The organism is Conexibacter sp. CPCC 205762, assembly GCF_030646155.1.
GTDB lineage: Bacteria > Actinomycetota > Thermoleophilia > Solirubrobacterales > Solirubrobacteraceae > Conexibacter.
Genome location: NZ_JAUTDN010000012.1, coordinates 107,166 through 122,728, shown reverse-complemented (window position 1 = coordinate 122,728; position 15,563 = coordinate 107,166). Strand labels below are relative to the sequence as shown.

Genomic DNA, 15,563 nt, shown 5'->3' with positions numbered 1-15,563 from the left:
CACGCCCGCGCCAGCCCCGCCCGCCGCGCTCACGCCGCCCTCGCCCGCCGCGCCCGCACCCGCCGCCCCCGCCACTCCCGGCAGCAGCCGCGCCAGCGCGCGCAGCCGCTCGGGGCCGAGCGCGTCGAGCGCCTGCGGCGGGAGCGCCTCGGCCGGCTCGTCGAGCAGCGCGATCCAGAGCGCATAGGGCACGTCGCGCTCGAACGCCGCCGCGCGTGCCCGCAGCACGCGCGCGCCGCGCTCGGCCGCCCGCGCCGCGACCGCTGCGGCGAGCGCCGTCTTGCCGATCCCGCCCTCGCCGACCAGCTCCAGCAGCGCCGGCCTGCCACGACGGATCGTGTCGAGCAGCTCGACGCCGGCCGCGAGCTGCGGCTCCCGGCCGACCAGCGGCGGTGCGTCCCTCTCCGAGCGATCGGCTGACACCCCGCGCACGGTACCCATCCGCGCAGCGGCTCCGATCAGGGAACTCCCTAGGAAGTTCCTCTCAAGCCGCGGCGCGACCGTCGGCGCACGATCGTCTGCATGCTCACACCTGCCCGCACCGAGATGGCCGCCCGCCGCTTCGAGAACCCGGTCGTCGGCGACATCGTCACGCTGCTCGAGACCAGCCGCGAGACCGCCGGCGCGCGCACGCTGCTGGAGGTCGAGCTGGCGCCGGGCGGCGGCACCCCGCCGCACCGTCACCACACCTACGAGGAGCGCTTCCACGTCAACGATGGGACGCTCGTCGTCGAGGTCGACGGGATCGAGCACGTGCTCGGCCCCGGCGAGTCGGCCTGCGCGCCGGCCGGCTCGGTCCACCGCTTCGTCAACCACAGCGTCGCGCGGGCCAGCTTCGACTGCGAGCTGCGGCCCGGCCACGAGGGCTTCGAGCGCGCCCTGCGCGTGACCTACGCGCTCGCCGCCGAGGGGCGCGTCGACAGACTGTCGCGGCCGCGCAACCCGCTCCAGGGCGCCGTCCTGCTGCGCTGGTCGGAGATGGGCCTGCCGGGCAAGCAGGCCGTGCTCGACCGGCCGCTGCGCGCGCTCGCGCAGCTCGCCCGCCTGTGCGGCGTCGAGCGGCGGCTGGAGCGCCGCTACCTCGGCTGACCCCGCCCCCGGGGACCTCCCCGATGCGATCCAGGCGGCGCCCGCCGAAGATCGGCGCCGGCCGCCCGCCCTCCCCACCTGAACCGAAAGGACCTCCATGCCCGCTTCGCTTCTGCGGCGGCTCGCGACCGCCGGCGTCGCCGCGCTCGCGCTCGCCGCCACGGCCCCGGCCGTCGCCTCCGCCGACTCGATCCTCTACCTCAGAGGCGGCGACCTCTGGCTCGTCAGCTCCGACGCCGCCAGCAGCTTCCAGCTGACCGCGACCGGCGGCTGGGAGTACGGCTCGCAGTCCGACGACGGCTCCGTGATCGTCGCGTCGAGAGAGCGCCGGCTGTTCGTGCTCAACCGCAACGGCGACGTCGTGCGCGAGCTGCCGACGGTGATCGGCAGCATCTGGTGGCAGGGCCCGTTCGAGCCGCAGGTCTCGCCCGACGGCAGCCACGTCGCCTACCAGTACTACACGACCACGACCGGCGAGCTGCAGACCGGCACCGCCTACGCCGACACCGACGGCTCGGGGCAGACGCACGAGCTGCACACCGGCTGGGGCTACCCGGCCTGGATCGACAACGAGTGGCTGATGCACAGCGACCCGCCGAACTTCCTCTCGATGGACGTGATCATCCGCAGACTCGACCAGCCCAACAACCAGGGCGACCAGTGGTTCCGCCACGACGAGCTGGAACTGCGCGACGGCGACATCCGCGGCACGACGATGGCCTTCGTCGGCGGCAAGGACGGCGAATACCTGCCGGTCTACCGCTTCAGCGGCGCGCCCGGCGAGAACGCGCCCGAGTACTGCTACCACCGCTCCGGCCCCTCCGGCAGATTCGAGGGCCCGGCCTACTCCCCCGACGGCGCGTCGCTGGCGTGGGGCGAGGCCGACGGCATCTGGGTCGGCCCCGTCGGCGACCAGTCGCAGGGCTGCCAGAACCCTCCGGCCGGCGCCGACAGGCTGCTGATCCCCGGCGGCCGCTACCCGGACTGGTCGGGCGCCGCCGTGCCGCCGGCGCGCGTCGTCGACACGCCGAGAGAGCAGCCGAGAGAGACGCCCAGAGACCAGCCCAGAACGACGCCGAGAACGACGCCCAGAGACGAGCCGAGAAGAGCCGCGCCGAAGCCGCAGCTGACCGTCACGAAGGCGCGGCTGGCGAGCGTGCTGAAGCAGGGCCTCGCCGTCAAGGTCCGCAACGGCAGCGGCCGCGTCACGCTGACCGCGACCGTCTCCGCCGCGACCGCGCGCAAGGCCGGCCTCGGCAGAAGGACCGTCAAGGTCGCCAGCGGCAGCGCGACCGCGAGAGCCGGCAGCGCGACCGTCCGCCTGCGCTTCACCAAGGCCGCGGTCAAGCGCCTGAGACGCCTCCCGAAGGTCGCGCTGACGATCCAGGGCGCCGGCACCCGCACCAGCGCGACGCTGACGCGGTAGCCATTCCGACGGCCGCCGCGGTCAGCCGAGGCGGACCGCGGCCCCGGTCGCGCGGACGCGCGCGTCGACCGGGACCGGCGCGTCGGTCCCGAACGTGACCTCCAGGAAGTCGTCGTCCGGGATCGACCCCTCGCCCTCAGCGATCCAGTACTCCCATGGATCGCCGGGGACGTTGGGCGGGCCGAGCAGGGCGCTGACCTCGGCGGCCGTTCTGCCGTCGACCAGGCCGCACTCGGCGATGCCGGTCGCTATCTCGCGCGCGCGTTCGGGATCGCCCCCGCGGTCGGCGCGCGCCCGCTGCCAGGCTCCGGCGTCGAACGCGAAGCCGGAGCAGTCGACGCCGTCGTCGGCACGCACGACGAGGACGACAACGACCACCACGAGCAGCAGCGTCGCTGCGGCCACCGCCGTCCACGTTCGGCGCACCCTGCTCACGCGCTCGTGCTCAGCGCGTTCTTGCAGGGCTCGGCGACGTTGATCCAGCTGTTCGCTCTGGTCGCGTCGCGGAAGACGAGCCGCCCGCTCAGGAACGGACCGAAGAGCGAGAACTGCGCCGTCTTGGCCGCCGCGAAGATCGCGCGGCAGATCTCGCGGTCGGTCGGATAGCGCGGCACCGGCGAGTTCTCCTCGTAGTTTATGACCCAGTTGTACCCGAATCTGTTGTTGTGAAGGTCCATCTGGCCGCGCCAGTAGTCACCTCTGGACTTGATCGGGATCTCCTCGTGCTTGGCGCTGAACTCGTAGCCGCGCAGCGGTATGCCGCCGTAGTGGCCCGAGGTCTGCGTCATCAACGCGGTCCAATACGAGTGTTTGAAAGCGTTCGAGCGGGTGTTGTCGACTCTTCTGCCGCGGAACAGGTGCATCGCCATGTCGGTCGCGCGGTCGGCATCCTTCTCGAACAGCTCGCAGATCGCCTTGCCGTGACGGACGCACCACAGCAGCTGGGGATCGGTGAGCCAGTCGATCGCGTCGCTTATTATCGACCGGCCCGCGCCGCCGCCGGCCGCGCGATGCTGCGTGAACAGCTCGCGCATCCGGTTGAGGTCGGTGCGCAGGTCGTCGTCGAAGCGGGTGTTGACGACGACCGGGTAGCGGACGCCCGCGACACGGTGGTCGACCTCGACGACGACGGTCGCCCCGTCGAGGCTGTAGCTCATGCCGACCGGCTGCTCGTCGTCGTCACTCGCATGGACCGTCGCCAGCTCGCGAACCTGTCTGTCAGCGCCGTCGACGACGAGCACGCGTCTGCCGCCGTCGACCACTCTCAGTGCCTGGCCGGCGGGCAGCGCCGGGGTGAATCTGTACGTCTCGGGGTCGTCCTCGTCCCACAGGATCAGCAGCAGCTTGTCATCGCGCTCGGCGGCCGTCGCCGTCGTCGTCGCCGTCGGCCCGACGTTGCCGGCCGCGTCGATCGCCTCGATCTCGACGGTCACGACCTCCCCGCCGTACGACGTGTCGAGGTGGAGTCCCGACTCGTTGCCGATCGTCCATTCGCTCCAGGCGCCGCCGTCGCGCTGGTAGCGCGTGCGGTAGCTGACTATCCCGCCACTCGGCGAGCCGTCGGCCAGCTGCGGGTCGACCGCGCCCTCCCAGTAGACGTCGAGTCGCTCGCTGTCGGCGCTGTAGAGCGACTCGAATCTGTCCGCGGAGACGGTCGGCGCGGTCCGGTCGATCCCGACTGCCCAGGTCGGCGAGTCGGTCCGCTCGTCGTCGCCGTCGACCGAGTTGACAGCAAACTCGTAGCTGCCCTCGGGATCGAACGTCGGGTCATAGACGAGCGTCGCCGACGCACGTCTGGGGCACGTGGTCTCGTCGCATCCGCCCGCGCCCGTCGAGTCGACTTCGACGTCGTCGACCTCCAGCTCGAGCAGTTGGATCCCATCCGGCTCCTGCGCCGCCGAGACGTCGACCGACAACGGTGCATCACCTCTCGTGAAGCGGCCGTCGAGCGCCGGGATCTCGCCGACCGGGTTGAGCGCCGCGGCGCTGCCCGTCTGGATCAGGTCGACGGTGACGTCGTAGAGGTCGGACCAGTAGGTCGTGCGCGGCTGACCGGGCGGCTGCACAGTCGACCAGTCGAGGCCGCCGCTGAAGCCCGTCGCGGGCTGGTCGACGCCCGAGGCGTCGATCGGCGTCAGCGAGTACGGCGACAAGCCGCCGCCGTAGTAGGCGATGCGCAGCGCCGTTCTGTCGGGCAGCGAGATTCTCTGCAACCGTCCGTTGGAGTCGTACGCGTATCTGGTCGTCGCACCGGTCGCCGACGTGTACGTGACGAGCCGGTGCTGACCGTCGTAGTCGTATCTGCGCACCGCGCTCAGCTCGTCGGTGATCTGGCGCATGTCGCCAGCTCTGTCGTAGCTGAACGTGGCGCTGCTGCCGAGCGAGTCTCTCAGCGTCGCGATTCCGTTCGCGCCGTAGGTGCCGTCGATCGTGTAGCCGTAGTCCTGTCTCGTCTGCACGAGCCGGCCGGAGGCATCGAAGGTCCATATCTCGGTCGAGTCGTAGAAGGTGACCGTCTTCGTGCCGTCGAGGTTCTCGACGAGCGCCGCCTCGACATGCCGCGGGGGCGCGAAGCTGCCGTCGTTGCGCTTGTGGAAGACGCCGTCGTCGGCGCCGGGCCCGCGGAACAGGTAGGAGCCGTCGCGCTCGTTGCGCTGCAGCGAGATCGAGCCGAAGTCGCCGCGCGTGCCTCTGCCGAACGTGCCCACCGACTCGTCGCCGTTGAGCGAGTTGAAGTAACGGCCGACGGTGAAACGTCCGTCGTCGGCTTCGAGGTCGACGTCGTTCGCGAGCAGCGCGATGTTCCAGTTGCCGACGTTGAAGCGCAACGTCGAACCATCGCTGAGCGGATAGTCCCGGAAGGTGAAGCGATCGGACATGCCGGTCCAGTCGTCCCATTGGACGCGCACCTCGGCCCAGTCGAACACGTCGACGTGTCTTCTCGTCTCGTCGGCCGCCTTGACGAGCAGGTTGGGGCTCGGCTCGTCGCCGCTGACGATGCGCTCGGCCAGTTCGGTCATGTCGAAGCCGATCCGGCCGTCTGGATCTGCGGTGCTGGTGGACTTGCGCGCCTCACGTTCGGGTGCGTAGTCGCCGCCTGCTCTGCCCCACAGCGTTCTGCCGTCGAGGCGGTTCCAGGTCGCGCCGGGGCCGAAGCCTCTCGTCAGATGGTGGACGTCGACGTCGGAGGGCCCGACCGGCGTCTGACCGTCCAGGTAGAGCGCCAGCGAGCTGTCGACCACCTGCACGTAGTCGGGGACCGCCGCGGCGAGGTCGTCGAGCGCGAGCAGGTTGCGGTGGACGATGTTGCCGGCGTCGCGGCCGATCCACAGCTCCTCGACGTCGTCGTCGCAGTAGGTCGTGTTCGATCTCGACCCGCTCTGGATCTCGCAGTAGTGGTCGGGCTCTACGTAGACGCTCGGGTCGACGATCACCGGGTACGCCCGCTGGGGCGACCGCAGCCAATCCGCGTCGAGCCGCAGCGCGATCTGGCTGCGCTCGCCCTCGCGCACGATCTCGTAGTGCGCGGCGCGCGAGACGACGCCGCGCGCGTCCTTCATCCACGGCGCGGTGAAGCCGAGCTGCTGGCGCCCCTGCCCGTCCTCGAAAGCGACCGCGCCGGAGGGCTTGACCCGCGGTCTCAGACCGGGTGAGGAGACCTCGAAGAGATAGGTGGAGGCGGCGCCCGCACTGTCGAGCGTCAGCGTCTCCTTCAGCTGCGAGCCGACCACGTCATAGCTGAGGTCGACCTGCTCGACCGCGTCCTCGAAGGTCGCGCGCTCTGCCTCGGCCTCGACCTGCGACCCGCTGTCGCCGTCGACCAGTCTGAACGACAGCACTCTGTCGTCCGCGGCGAACGCGACCGCGCCGGCCGCTGTCGCCGGTACCTCGACATCCACGGTTCCGGCGCCGTTCTCGAGCGTCCCGTCGGGCTGCTCGACGAGGCGGTTGTCGATCCGGCGCCAGGCGCCGCTACCGTCTCTGAAATGCAGCGGAACGCTTGACATGCGCGTCTCGAAGAGGCCGTTCGCAAGCCTGCGCGTCTCGGTGTATTCAGTACGCATGCCGGGAACCTCCGGCCCGGCGCTTGCACGCTGCGGTCCACCTGCACCCGCCCGGTCAGCGCTCGCGGCCGGCGCCGTCACGCTCAACAACGAGATCGCCGCGATGCCGGCGGCGATCCACGACCGCGTCCCTCGGCACTGCCCCCAGCCGTGCATGAACGTCCCCCCGATTGATGAGGCCCGATCGCGTGCGACCAGGCGCATTCGCGCGAACGTAGCACGTCGATGCGCCAGGATCGAGCACGTCGCCGATGCGCGAACGTCACGCCCCCGGCGAGGCCAGAGATCTGTGTTCGGCGGTCTCGGTCAGCCGATCCGCTCGCCCAGCGCCGCGAGGTTCGCGCGGATGCGGGCGATCGGGGCGGCGGTCGGCTCGGTCGCGGCGAAGGCGCGGCCGCGCGGGGTGTCGAGGAAGGCGAGCGCGGCGTGCAGCGAGGCGCGCAGGTCGTAGCCGGTCTCCAGCCAGGCGGCGTTGCCGTAGCGGTCCAGCCGCACGAGCGGGCTGGCGCCGAGGAAGAACGTGTTCGAGGCGTAGGTGCGGATGCGGTTGATGCGGTCCGCGCCGAAGTGGACGTGCTGCATCGCCCGCAGCGTCTCGCCGGCGTAGTCGAAGCCGTCGCGCTCGAACTGCGTGGCGCGGTACATGTCCGCGAACGCCCGCATCAGGGCGATTCGCGCGCTCGGGTCGGCGGGCATCGCGCGATCCCAGCCCGCCGCGCGGTCGCGCGGCGGGCCCGGAGCGGACGTGCGTCAGGTCGGCCAGTAGATGCAGCCGAAGTAGAGCGCGTCGGTGTACGTCTGGAGCGTGCCGGAGGCATAGCCGTCTCTGACCGAGGCGCCGACGGCGAGGCTCGGGCAGGTGTTGACGCCGGGCACGAGCGTCAGCGTCGGGCTGTTGCCCGTGACCGTCGTTCTGAGCACGCCGGAGACGGCGATGCCGGTGCCGACGCGGGCACTGCCGCTGCCGGTCCCGTTCGCCGTGAACGAGCCGCCGGCGGCGTTGCAGCCGTTGGTCGGGAACCACTCGCGCGTGCCGACCGAGATGCCGATCTGGAAGTAGGTCCGCGACCCCGTCCAGAAGGTGTTTCTCGTCATGGTCAGCCCCGCCAGCGAACGGCTCGCGACGCCCGGCCCGTCCGGCCCGGCGGCGCAGATCCACGGGTCGGCGCCGAGCGCGGCGTTGGCGTTGTGGCCGGCGGCGACGATCGTGTTGCCGCTGACCTGCGACGCCTGCGGCACCGTCGGCGAGACGGCGAAGACGATCAGCGCGACGTCGGTCGCGTCGATCACGCTGTTGCCCGTGATCGTCGTGTCCTCGCAGCCGACGCTGATGCCGTCGGTCTGCCGCACCGAGAAGTAGTCCGCGGTGTAGCTCTCGACGAGGTTGCCGGTCACCTGCATGCTCGTGCAGGGGAAGCCGTCGGCCGCGCCGAGCGCGCGGATGCTCGACGCGCCCGAGGGGTTGTCGACGCGGCTGGAGACCACGCCGGCGTTGGTGCCGCCGTGGACCTGGACGCTGTAGCGCTCGCGGTCGTAGCTCGACTCGCGCGGCCGCGCGCCCGAGACCCAGACGTTCTGCAGCCGCGCGCCCGGGTTGAGCACGACCGAGACGCCTCTCCAGCCGGGCTGTCGCACGAGCCGGCCCATGTTCGCGTAGTGGTTGACGTCCGGCGCGCCGGTCGTCGTCAGCGTCACGCCCGCCTTCACGTACAGCGTCCCCGTCAGCCGCACGACCGCGCGCGGCGCCAGCGCCAGCGTGCCGCCGGCAGGGGTCGCGTCGATCGCCGCCTGCAGCGCGGCCTGCGTGCCGGAGAAGCCGCTGCCGCCCAGCGGCGCGGTCGGCGCGTCGTTGACGCCCCAGCCGTAGCCCTGGTCGGCGCTGCAGATCGTGGACGCCATCGATCTGAACGCGGCGCTGTCGAACAGGTCGCTGACGAACGACGTGAACGCATAGCCGCTGTCGAGCGCGGCGACGCGCGTGTCGAAGCCGGCCTGGTCGGGCTCGCTGCTGAGGATCGCGCGGTAGGCGGTCAGCACCTTCGCCGCGCTGCCGTAGCCGAGCGCGGCGTACTCGGGCGACTGGAAGACCTGCTCGCCCTTCGTCTTCAGCGTCGCGGCCGAGCAGCCGTTTCTGTCGAAGAAGGAGACGGCGTCGGCCCAGCCGGGCTGGTCGGGCGCCCTTCCGAGCGCCTCGCTGTAGAGCTTGGCGACGAACTGCGTCGGCTGCGCGGCGGAGGCGGCGGCGGCGAACGCGACGGCGAACCCGCCCGCCCCGGCGACGGCGGCCGCGCACGCGACCGCCGCACGACGGAGGCGGCTCATCTGAGGACCACCTCCCCGCGCACGCGCACGCCCGGCGCTCTCGGCTGCAGCACGTTCTTGACGCCGTCGCGGGCGACCGCTCCGGCGATCTGCGCGTGCCGCACGCCCGCGCCGACGAAGACGTCGGTCCAGACCGGCTGGCGCAGGAACGAGACGTTGTCGGCCGCTATCCGGCCGGTGCGGTTGAAGCTGAGCGCAACCGCGTCGGTCGCGCCGCCGAGCAGCTGCAGCGCGCCCGCGTCGTCACGCGGGTTGCCCGAGAAGGCCGCCTGCGCGAGCTGCAGCGAGCCGTCGCGCACGACGACGCCTCTGAACGCGTTCCAGTTGAAGGCGTTGGCGCCGAAGTTGAAGAAGCGCGCCTGTGTCGCGGCGCCGGCGCCCGGCTCCAGCCGCAGGAACGACTCGCTGAAGCTGCCCGGGGCGGGCGTCGGGATCTCACCTCTGGTCGCGTCGAAGCCCCACGGGACCGCGCCCGCGTCGCAGTTGACGCAGTCGAAGCCGCGCGGGCCGGTGCCCTCGATCACGTACGAGTCGACGGCGGCGTCGAGCCAGAAGCCGTACAGCAGGCCCTCGAAGCCGCGCCCGTCCTGGCGCACGAAGTGGGCGCCGACCTTCTGCCGGTACGCGAACGCCTGGTCGATCACCTCGTTGCGCGCGGAGCCGAGCAGGAAGGCGTCCAGGTTCGTGTCCTGGATCTTCATGATCTTGAAGAAGAGCGCCATCATCGCGTCCCAGTCGGCGGGCGCGCCGGGCAGCGTCGTGTCGGTCGTGCGGAACCAGAAGTGCGGGTTGAAGTGGGTCCGCCGCACGACGCCGCCATCGGAGCGGCCGAGCGCGATGCCGGTCTTCAGCGGCGCGCCGACGACCCAGTCGAGCTGGTGGCCGGTCGTGTCGGCCGAGGCGGCGTCGACGCCCTGCCAGGCGTTGCCGACGTCGACCATCCGCACCCACGCGTCGCGGCCGGCGACGCGGACCGCGTAGGGGTACTGCGCCGGCGCGTCGGCCGACTGCTGCGGGTACCAGGTCAGCAGGCCGCTGAGGCCGGCGCGCGCCTGCACGGTGACCGCCGCCGGACCGGTCGATCTGCCCGCTCCGCCGGTCACGTAGAGGACGGTCGCGGCGGCGTTGGTGTGGAAGGGCGTGATCTGCGCGCCGCGCAGCTCGACGCCGCTGGGCACGTTCAGCGAGCCGGCGAGCCTGTAGCGGCCGGCCGGCAGGTAGGTGATGCCGCCGCCGCTGCGCGCGGTCGCGTCGAGCGCGCGCTGGATCGCGGCGGTCGCGTCGCTGCCGGCGCTCCTGTCGGCGCTGTAGGGCGCGGCGGTCGCGTCGATCAGCGCGCTGCCGCGCGGGCGCGGCAGCGCGGGCAGGCGCGGCGCCTTCGGCGCCGGCCGCAGCAGCGGCGCGAGGCCGTGGTCGACCGTGACCGCCGCGCTCGGCTCGGCGCTGCTGACGTCGCGTCTGAGCAGGTTCGTGTCGACCAGGTCGAGCGCGCCGGCGCCGCTGCGCAGCTGCACCGCCGCACCTCTGCGCGGCCGCTGCACGAGCGAGCGCTGGAGCTGCAGCGCGCCGCCGGAGACGATCGCGGCCGGCCCGTTCGCGGCGCCGCGCAGCGACGAGGCGTAGAGGCCGACGACGCCGTCGGAGCCGGCGCCGAGGTCGACCGCCGGCCCCTGCGAGGCGGTCACGGCGCAGTCCTGGCAGTTGAATGTCGTGCCGCTGAAGCCCTCTCCGGTCGCGATGCCGGCCTGCTCGGCGTCGATGCGCGCGTGCGTCAGCTGGGCGGCGATCGTGTTGACGTCGTCCAGCCGCACGCCGGTGCCGACGCGGCGCAGGTCGAGGTCGGAGTACTGGCCCGAGGAGGAAGTCGTGACGTCGTTGACGACGCCGTTGTCTCTGCGCAGCCGCACGCCGACGGCGGCGTCGGTGACCTCGAGGCCCTTCACGTACTGCGTGTCGGAGCGGCCGATGTCGAGGCCGATCACGTTCGCGCGCGACTGCGCCGCGATCGCCCGCTCCGAGGTGCCGTCCCAGGCCGCCCAGAAGCGCGGCGAGACCGACACGTCCTCGATCCGGCCGACGTCGGTCGCGAAGTCGATCGTGATGCCTCTGCGCAGCGGCGAGATGCGGACCTCGTCGAGGATCCCCAGCTCGTTGTTGTCGGTGCCGGCGCGGATCGCCTCGTACGGGTTGACGAGCGTCACCTGCTTGACGGAGGCGAACTGCGACCCGCCGCCGCCGAGGCGGACGGTCGGGGCGTAGGCGAGCGGCTGGTCGGCGCGCTGTCTCGGGTAGTAGACGTTGAGGCCCTGCACGCCACCGCCGCCGACGAGCGTCAGGAACGGCGTCTGCGAGGCGGGATCGGGATCGGCGAGCAGGACCGTCTGGCGGTCGCTGCGGCGGCCGCCCTGCTGCGGGTCGCGCCAGTCGCCCAGCAGTGTGACGCCTCTGGGCACCCACAGCGGCGTCGCGACGCGGTAGCTGCCGGCGCCGATCCAGACGACGCCGCCGCCGTCGGCGCCGGCCGCGTCGAGCGCTCTCTGGATCGCGGCGTGGGAGTCGCTTCTGCCGGAGGCGTCGGCGCCGTAGGCGGCGACGTCGTAGCGGGCGACGACGGGCACGCCGTCGGGGTCGCGCACGAGCTGCGGGGAACCAGCCCCGCCCGCCCACGCGGCTCTCGCGGGCGGGCCGGACGGGCCGCCGTGGGCGTATGCGGGTACGGCTGAGCCGGCCGCGCAGGCGAGCGCGGCCAGCGCCGGCGCGAGCGCGCGGCGCAGGGGAACGGTCATCTCTCTCCTCTGATGCTGGCGCCGGGGCGGCGCCGTGGGATCAATTCACTTCGCTGCTTCCAGCAGGCCCTGCACGTAGCCGATCGCGTGCAGCCGGCCGAGGTTCGAATAGCCGGGGACGCCGGCCACGTCTCCTTCCAGGAGTGGGTTGTGATCGGTCCGCAGGACGCCGTCGTAGCCGCCGGCCACGTAGGCGCGCATGCACGCGAGCATGTCGGTCGGGCCCTCGTCGTGGAACGTCTCGAGGAACCGCTCCGGCGTGCCGCGCACGTCGCGGAAGTGGACGAAGTGGACGCGGCCGGTCGCGCACAGGCGATCGATCGCGGCGGGCACGTCGGCCGTCATCAGCGCGACGTTGCCCTGGCAGAAGGTGATCCCGTTGACTGGGCTGTCGTGCAGTGACAGCAGCCGCTCGAACGCCTCGACCGAGCGGATGATCCGCGGCACGCCGCGGACGGGCGACAGCGGCGGGTCGTCGGGGTGCAGCGCCAGCCGCACGCCGGCCTCCTCGGCGACGGGGACGATCCGCTGCAGGAACCAGCGCAGGTTCTCCCACAGCGCCGCCTCGTCCTCGCCGTCGCGCAGCGGCACCTCGGCGCCGGCGAAGCGGGCGGCGTCGAAGCCGGCGACGATCGCGCCGCCGCGGCCGCGCACCGCCAGCTCGCTGCGGACCCAGCCGAGCAGCGCGCTCCAGTTGTAACAGAGCACCGGAATCCCGAGCCGGCCCATGCTGCGCACGAGCAGCGCGAACTGCTCCAGCTCCTCCTCGCGGCCGGGGCGGCCGAGGCGGATCCGGTCCATCGGCGGGTTGTCCTCGATCACGTCGAGCGCGAAGCCGTCCGCCTCGACCATCCCGGCGAGGATCGACAGCGGCGCCAGCCCCCACGGGACCTCGCCGTCGTCGCCGCGCCAGTCCTTCAGCCGCCGCGGCAGGACGCCGACGGCGCGTTCGATCCCGACCTGTCGCAGCTGTCGCCACGCGGGCGTAGGCTGGGGGTCGAGCAGGATCTCCGCCAACTGCGGCGCCATCACGTCTCCTCGGGTAATATATCAGTCATGGCCAGCATCTCGGAGCAGCCTCGCCAGGCCCGCGACGTGCTGTACGCGACCCTGCTGGAGGGCATCGTCCAGCTCAGATACCCGCCCGGCGCGCGTCTCTCCGACGTCGCCGTCGCGGCCGAGCTGGGCGTCAGCCGCACGCCCGCGCGCGAGGCGATCCTGCGGCTGGCCGAGGAGGGCCTGGTCGCGGTCCGCCCGCGCTCGGGCACGTTCGTCACGCCGATCGACCCGCAGGCCGTGCGCGAGGCGCAGTTCATCCGCGAGGCGCTGGAGCTGGCCGCGCTGAACGCCGCGCTGGAGCATCCGCAGCGGCTCGACTTCGCCTCGCTGCACGCCAACGTCGCGGCCCAGAGAGCGGCGATCGCGGCCGACGACATCCCCGCCTTCGCCGCGCTCGACACGGCGCTGCACCAGGCGATCTTCACCGCCAGCGGCTTCCCCGCCGTCGCGAGAGTCGCCGCCCCCAGCCGCGCCCACCTCGACCGCGTCCGCAAGCTCAACGAGCGGCCGGAGGCGTTCCCGCAGCTGATCAGGGACCACGGGCGGATCGTCAAGCGGATGGAGGCCGGCGACGCCGACGGCGCGACCGTGACGATGCGCCTGCACGTGCGGCGCGTGCTCGACGTGCTCGAACGGCTGGAGCGCGTGCGGCCGGACCTGTTCGCCTGAGGCGCTAGGCACCGCTGCCTCCCAGCGCCGCCGGCAGCGGCACGTGCGTCACGTGCCAGCCGCCGAAGTTCGCCAGCAGCAGGTCGCCGCTCGCGTCGAGCGCGCCGTTGGTCGGCCGGCACAGCAGGTGCGCCTCGGGATCGGCGACGAGCGTCCGGACCGCGCCGCCGGGCGCGATCGCGAGCACCGCCGACGGCTCGTAGCAGCAGACCAGCAGCGTCCCGGCGGCGGTCGCGACGAGCCCGTCCGGCAGCCCGTCGAGCCCGTCGGCGACGACCTCAGCCGGCCCGGCGGCGTCGCCGGCCGCGTCGAGCGGGATCGCGACGACCTGCCGCCGGAAGGTCTCGGCGACCCACAGCGTCGCGCCGTCGGCCGACAGCGCCAGCCCGTTTGCGAAGTGGAGCGGCTGCTCGACGCAGATCCGCCCCGGTCCGCCGTCGAGCGGAAAGCGCCAGATCGACGGCCGCGGCGCGCCATCGCGGGTCGCGCTGTCGGAGACGAAGAGGCAGCCGCGGGCGGCGTCGACGACGACGAAGTTCGGCTGGACCAGCAGCCCGCGCGTCGCCTCCAGCGGCGCCAGCCGGCCGCTGGAGCGCTCGTAGGCGACGAGCTGCGCGGCCTGCGCGTCGCAGGCGAGCACGCGGTCGCCGGCCTCGTCGACGGCGATCCCGAGCAGGAAGCCGCCGGTCGAGCCGACGACCTCGCGCGCGCCGCCGCCGGCCGCGATCCGGTGCAGCTCGCCGGTCTCGCTGCCGCACCAGACGGTGCCGTCGGCGGCGACCGCGATCCCCTCCGGATGACGCAGCGCGGGGCGCTCGGCCTGGCCGTCGTGGAAGGAGCGCGCCCGCGCCAGCGGGACGAGCGCCTCGGCTGCCGCGAAGGCGCTCACGCCGCGCTCCCGAGCGGCGACCGCCCGACCGCCGCCAGCGCGCTCACGCCGCCACCCCGAAGCGCGAGCGCTCGGCCACCGGCGTCGCCAGCGCGCCGCCGCCGTCGAGGTCGAACAGGTAGAGCCGCTCGGGATCGAGCGCGAGCTGCGCCCGCTCGCCGACGCCGATCGCCGCGCGCGTCGCCAGCCGCGCGATCAGCGTCGCGCCGCTGCCGGCCAGCGGCGCCGGCGTGCCGTCGTCGGCCTCGCGCGCCGCCTCGACCTCGGCGGTCGCGACCGGCCGCGCGCCGGTCTCGACGTGCACGAGCACCTCCGAGCCGAGCACCTCGGTGCCGGCGACGACCCCCGACAGCAGCGGCGCGCCCGGACGCGCGCCGGCCTCGGCGACGTCCTCCGGCCGCACCCCCAGCGCGACGCGGCCGCCGACCCGGTCGGCGACCGCCCGCGCCTGCTCCGCCCCGAGCACGACCTCCTCGGCGCCGACGCGCGCGGCGACGCCGCCGTTCGCGCGCGCGACCAGCTCGACCTCGAACAGGTTCATCGCGGGCGAGCCGATGAAGCTCGCGACGAACAGGTTGGCCGGCCGCTCGAACAGCTCCTCGGGCGTCGCGAACTGCTGCAGCACGCCGTCGCGCATGATCGCGATCCGGTCGGCGAGCGTCATCGCCTCGACCTGGTCGTGCGTGACGTAGAGCGTCGTCACCGCGAGCTGGCGCTGCAGCCGGCTGACCTCCATCCGCATCTGCACGCGCAGCTTCGCGTCGAGGTTGGAGAGCGGCTCGTCCATCAGCAGCAGCGCGGCGTCGCGGACCATCGCGCGCGCCATCGCGACGCGCTGGCGCTGGCCGCCGGAGAGCGCGCGCGGCTTGCGCTTCAGCAGCGGCGTCAGCCCGAGCGTCGCGGCGACCTCCTCGACCCGTCTCGCTCGCTCCTGCTTGGCGACCCTGCGGGCGCGCATGCCGAAGGCTATGTTGTCGGCGACCGACAGATGCGGGAACAGCGCGTAGCTCTGGAAGACCATCGCGATGTCGCGCTGCTGCGGCTCGACGTCGTTGAGCCGCCGCTCGCCGAGCCGGATCTCGCCGCTGCTGACCGTCTCCAGCCCGGCCAGCATCCGCAGCGTGGTCGACTTGCCGCAGCCCGACGGGCCGACCAGCACGACCAGCTCGCCGTCGCGCGTAGTCAGGCTCAGCCGGTCGACCGCGGTCGAGCCGTCGGGGAAGGTCTTGGTGACCTGCTCGAATGCAACCTCAGCCATC

General features: G+C 72.9%; 12 protein-coding genes. 3 read left to right on the top strand and 9 right to left on the bottom strand.

Annotated features, from left to right (window positions below; translation table 11 throughout):
• Window positions 1-423: AAA family ATPase (locus Q7L73_RS12415; protein ID WP_304715563.1), on the bottom strand; the 423-nt coding region annotated here is incomplete at its 3' end.
• Window positions 424-522: 99 nt separating this feature from the next.
• On the opposite strand from Q7L73_RS12415, the gene Q7L73_RS12410 reads away from it, so the two are divergent.
• Window positions 523-1,089 (top strand): cupin domain-containing protein, encoded by a 567-nt coding sequence (locus Q7L73_RS12410; protein WP_304692534.1) that lies wholly within the window; start codon window positions 523-525, stop codon window positions 1,087-1,089.
• 97 nt (window positions 1,090-1,186) lie between these two features.
• Window positions 1,187-2,515, top strand: coding sequence for a hypothetical protein (locus Q7L73_RS12405; protein WP_304692532.1), 1,329 nt, complete (start codon window positions 1,187-1,189; stop codon window positions 2,513-2,515).
• A 21-nt stretch (window positions 2,516-2,536) separates the two neighbouring features.
• Here the strand turns inward: Q7L73_RS12405 and Q7L73_RS12400 are convergent, their stop codons facing one another.
• From Q7L73_RS12400 to Q7L73_RS12375, 6 genes are all read right to left on the bottom strand, one after another.
• Complete coding sequence (locus Q7L73_RS12400; protein WP_304692530.1) at window positions 2,537-2,920, bottom strand: hypothetical protein; 384 nt, start codon at window positions 2,918-2,920, stop codon at window positions 2,537-2,539.
• A gap of 26 nt (window positions 2,921-2,946) precedes the next feature.
• The gene (locus Q7L73_RS12395; protein ID WP_304692528.1) at window positions 2,947-6,522 is read right to left on the bottom strand and encodes a hypothetical protein; all 3,576 of its coding nucleotides are present in this window, start codon (window positions 6,520-6,522) and stop codon (window positions 2,947-2,949) included.
• Window positions 6,523-6,885: 363 nt separating this feature from the next.
• Window positions 6,886-7,242 carry a hypothetical protein gene (locus tag Q7L73_RS12390; protein ID WP_304715562.1) on the bottom strand — a complete coding sequence of 119 codons (357 nt, stop codon included), beginning with the start codon at window positions 7,240-7,242 and terminating at the stop codon, window positions 6,886-6,888.
• An 87-nt stretch (window positions 7,243-7,329) separates the two neighbouring features.
• The gene (locus Q7L73_RS12385; protein WP_304692525.1) at window positions 7,330-8,901 is read right to left on the bottom strand and encodes a hypothetical protein; all 1,572 of its coding nucleotides are present in this window, start codon (window positions 8,899-8,901) and stop codon (window positions 7,330-7,332) included.
• Window positions 8,898-11,687 carry a glycosyl hydrolase family 28-related protein gene (locus Q7L73_RS12380; RefSeq protein ID WP_304692523.1) on the bottom strand — a complete coding sequence of 930 codons (2,790 nt, stop codon included), beginning with the start codon at window positions 11,685-11,687 and terminating at the stop codon, window positions 8,898-8,900. The genes Q7L73_RS12385 and Q7L73_RS12380 overlap by 4 nt, the downstream gene beginning before the upstream one ends.
• 45 nt (window positions 11,688-11,732) lie before the next feature.
• Window positions 11,733-12,716 (bottom strand): mannonate dehydratase, encoded by a 984-nt coding sequence (locus tag Q7L73_RS12375; protein ID WP_304692521.1) that lies wholly within the window; start codon window positions 12,714-12,716, stop codon window positions 11,733-11,735.
• Between the two features lie 27 nt (window positions 12,717-12,743).
• On the opposite strand from Q7L73_RS12375, the gene Q7L73_RS12370 reads away from it, so the two are divergent.
• The gene (locus tag Q7L73_RS12370; RefSeq protein WP_304692519.1) at window positions 12,744-13,415 is read left to right on the top strand and encodes a GntR family transcriptional regulator; all 672 of its coding nucleotides are present in this window, start codon (window positions 12,744-12,746) and stop codon (window positions 13,413-13,415) included.
• 4 nt (window positions 13,416-13,419) lie between these two features.
• On the opposite strand, the gene Q7L73_RS12365 is transcribed toward Q7L73_RS12370, so the two are convergent.
• Both Q7L73_RS12365 and Q7L73_RS12360 read right to left on the bottom strand, forming a co-directional pair.
• Entirely contained in the window at window positions 13,420-14,304 is an 885-nt protein-coding gene (locus Q7L73_RS12365; RefSeq protein ID WP_304692517.1) for an SMP-30/gluconolactonase/LRE family protein, read from the bottom strand.
• A 43-nt stretch (window positions 14,305-14,347) separates the two neighbouring features.
• A complete protein-coding gene (locus Q7L73_RS12360; RefSeq protein WP_304692515.1) occupies window positions 14,348-15,562 on the bottom strand; it encodes an ABC transporter ATP-binding protein in 1,215 nt (404 codons plus the stop codon).
• Between the last annotated feature and the right edge of the window lies 1 nt (window position 15,563).

What these genes read in the sequence shown, in the direction of transcription:
- Q7L73_RS12375 (WP_304692521.1), bottom strand. Translation starts at nt 12,716, where the DNA reads ATGGCGCCGCAGTTGGCGGAGATCCTGCTCGACCCCCAGCCTACGCCC.
- Q7L73_RS12395 (WP_304692528.1), bottom strand. Translation starts at nt 6,522, where the DNA reads ATGTCAAGCGTTCCGCTGCATTTCAGAGACGGTAGCGGCGCCTGGCGC.
- Q7L73_RS12385 (WP_304692525.1), bottom strand. Translation starts at nt 8,901, where the DNA reads ATGAGCCGCCTCCGTCGTGCGGCGGTCGCGTGCGCGGCCGCCGTCGCC.
- Q7L73_RS12390 (WP_304715562.1), bottom strand. Translation starts at nt 7,242, where the DNA reads ATGCGGGCGTTCGCGGACATGTACCGCGCCACGCAGTTCGAGCGCGAC.
- Q7L73_RS12410 (WP_304692534.1), top strand. Translation starts at nt 523, where the DNA reads ATGCTCACACCTGCCCGCACCGAGATGGCCGCCCGCCGCTTCGAGAAC.
- Q7L73_RS12370 (WP_304692519.1), top strand. Translation starts at nt 12,744, where the DNA reads ATGGCCAGCATCTCGGAGCAGCCTCGCCAGGCCCGCGACGTGCTGTAC.
- Q7L73_RS12360 (WP_304692515.1), bottom strand. Translation starts at nt 15,562, where the DNA reads ATGGCTGAGGTTGCATTCGAGCAGGTCACCAAGACCTTCCCCGACGGC.
- Q7L73_RS12405 (WP_304692532.1), top strand. Translation starts at nt 1,187, where the DNA reads ATGCCCGCTTCGCTTCTGCGGCGGCTCGCGACCGCCGGCGTCGCCGCG.
- Q7L73_RS12380 (WP_304692523.1), bottom strand. Translation starts at nt 11,687, where the DNA reads ATGACCGTTCCCCTGCGCCGCGCGCTCGCGCCGGCGCTGGCCGCGCTC.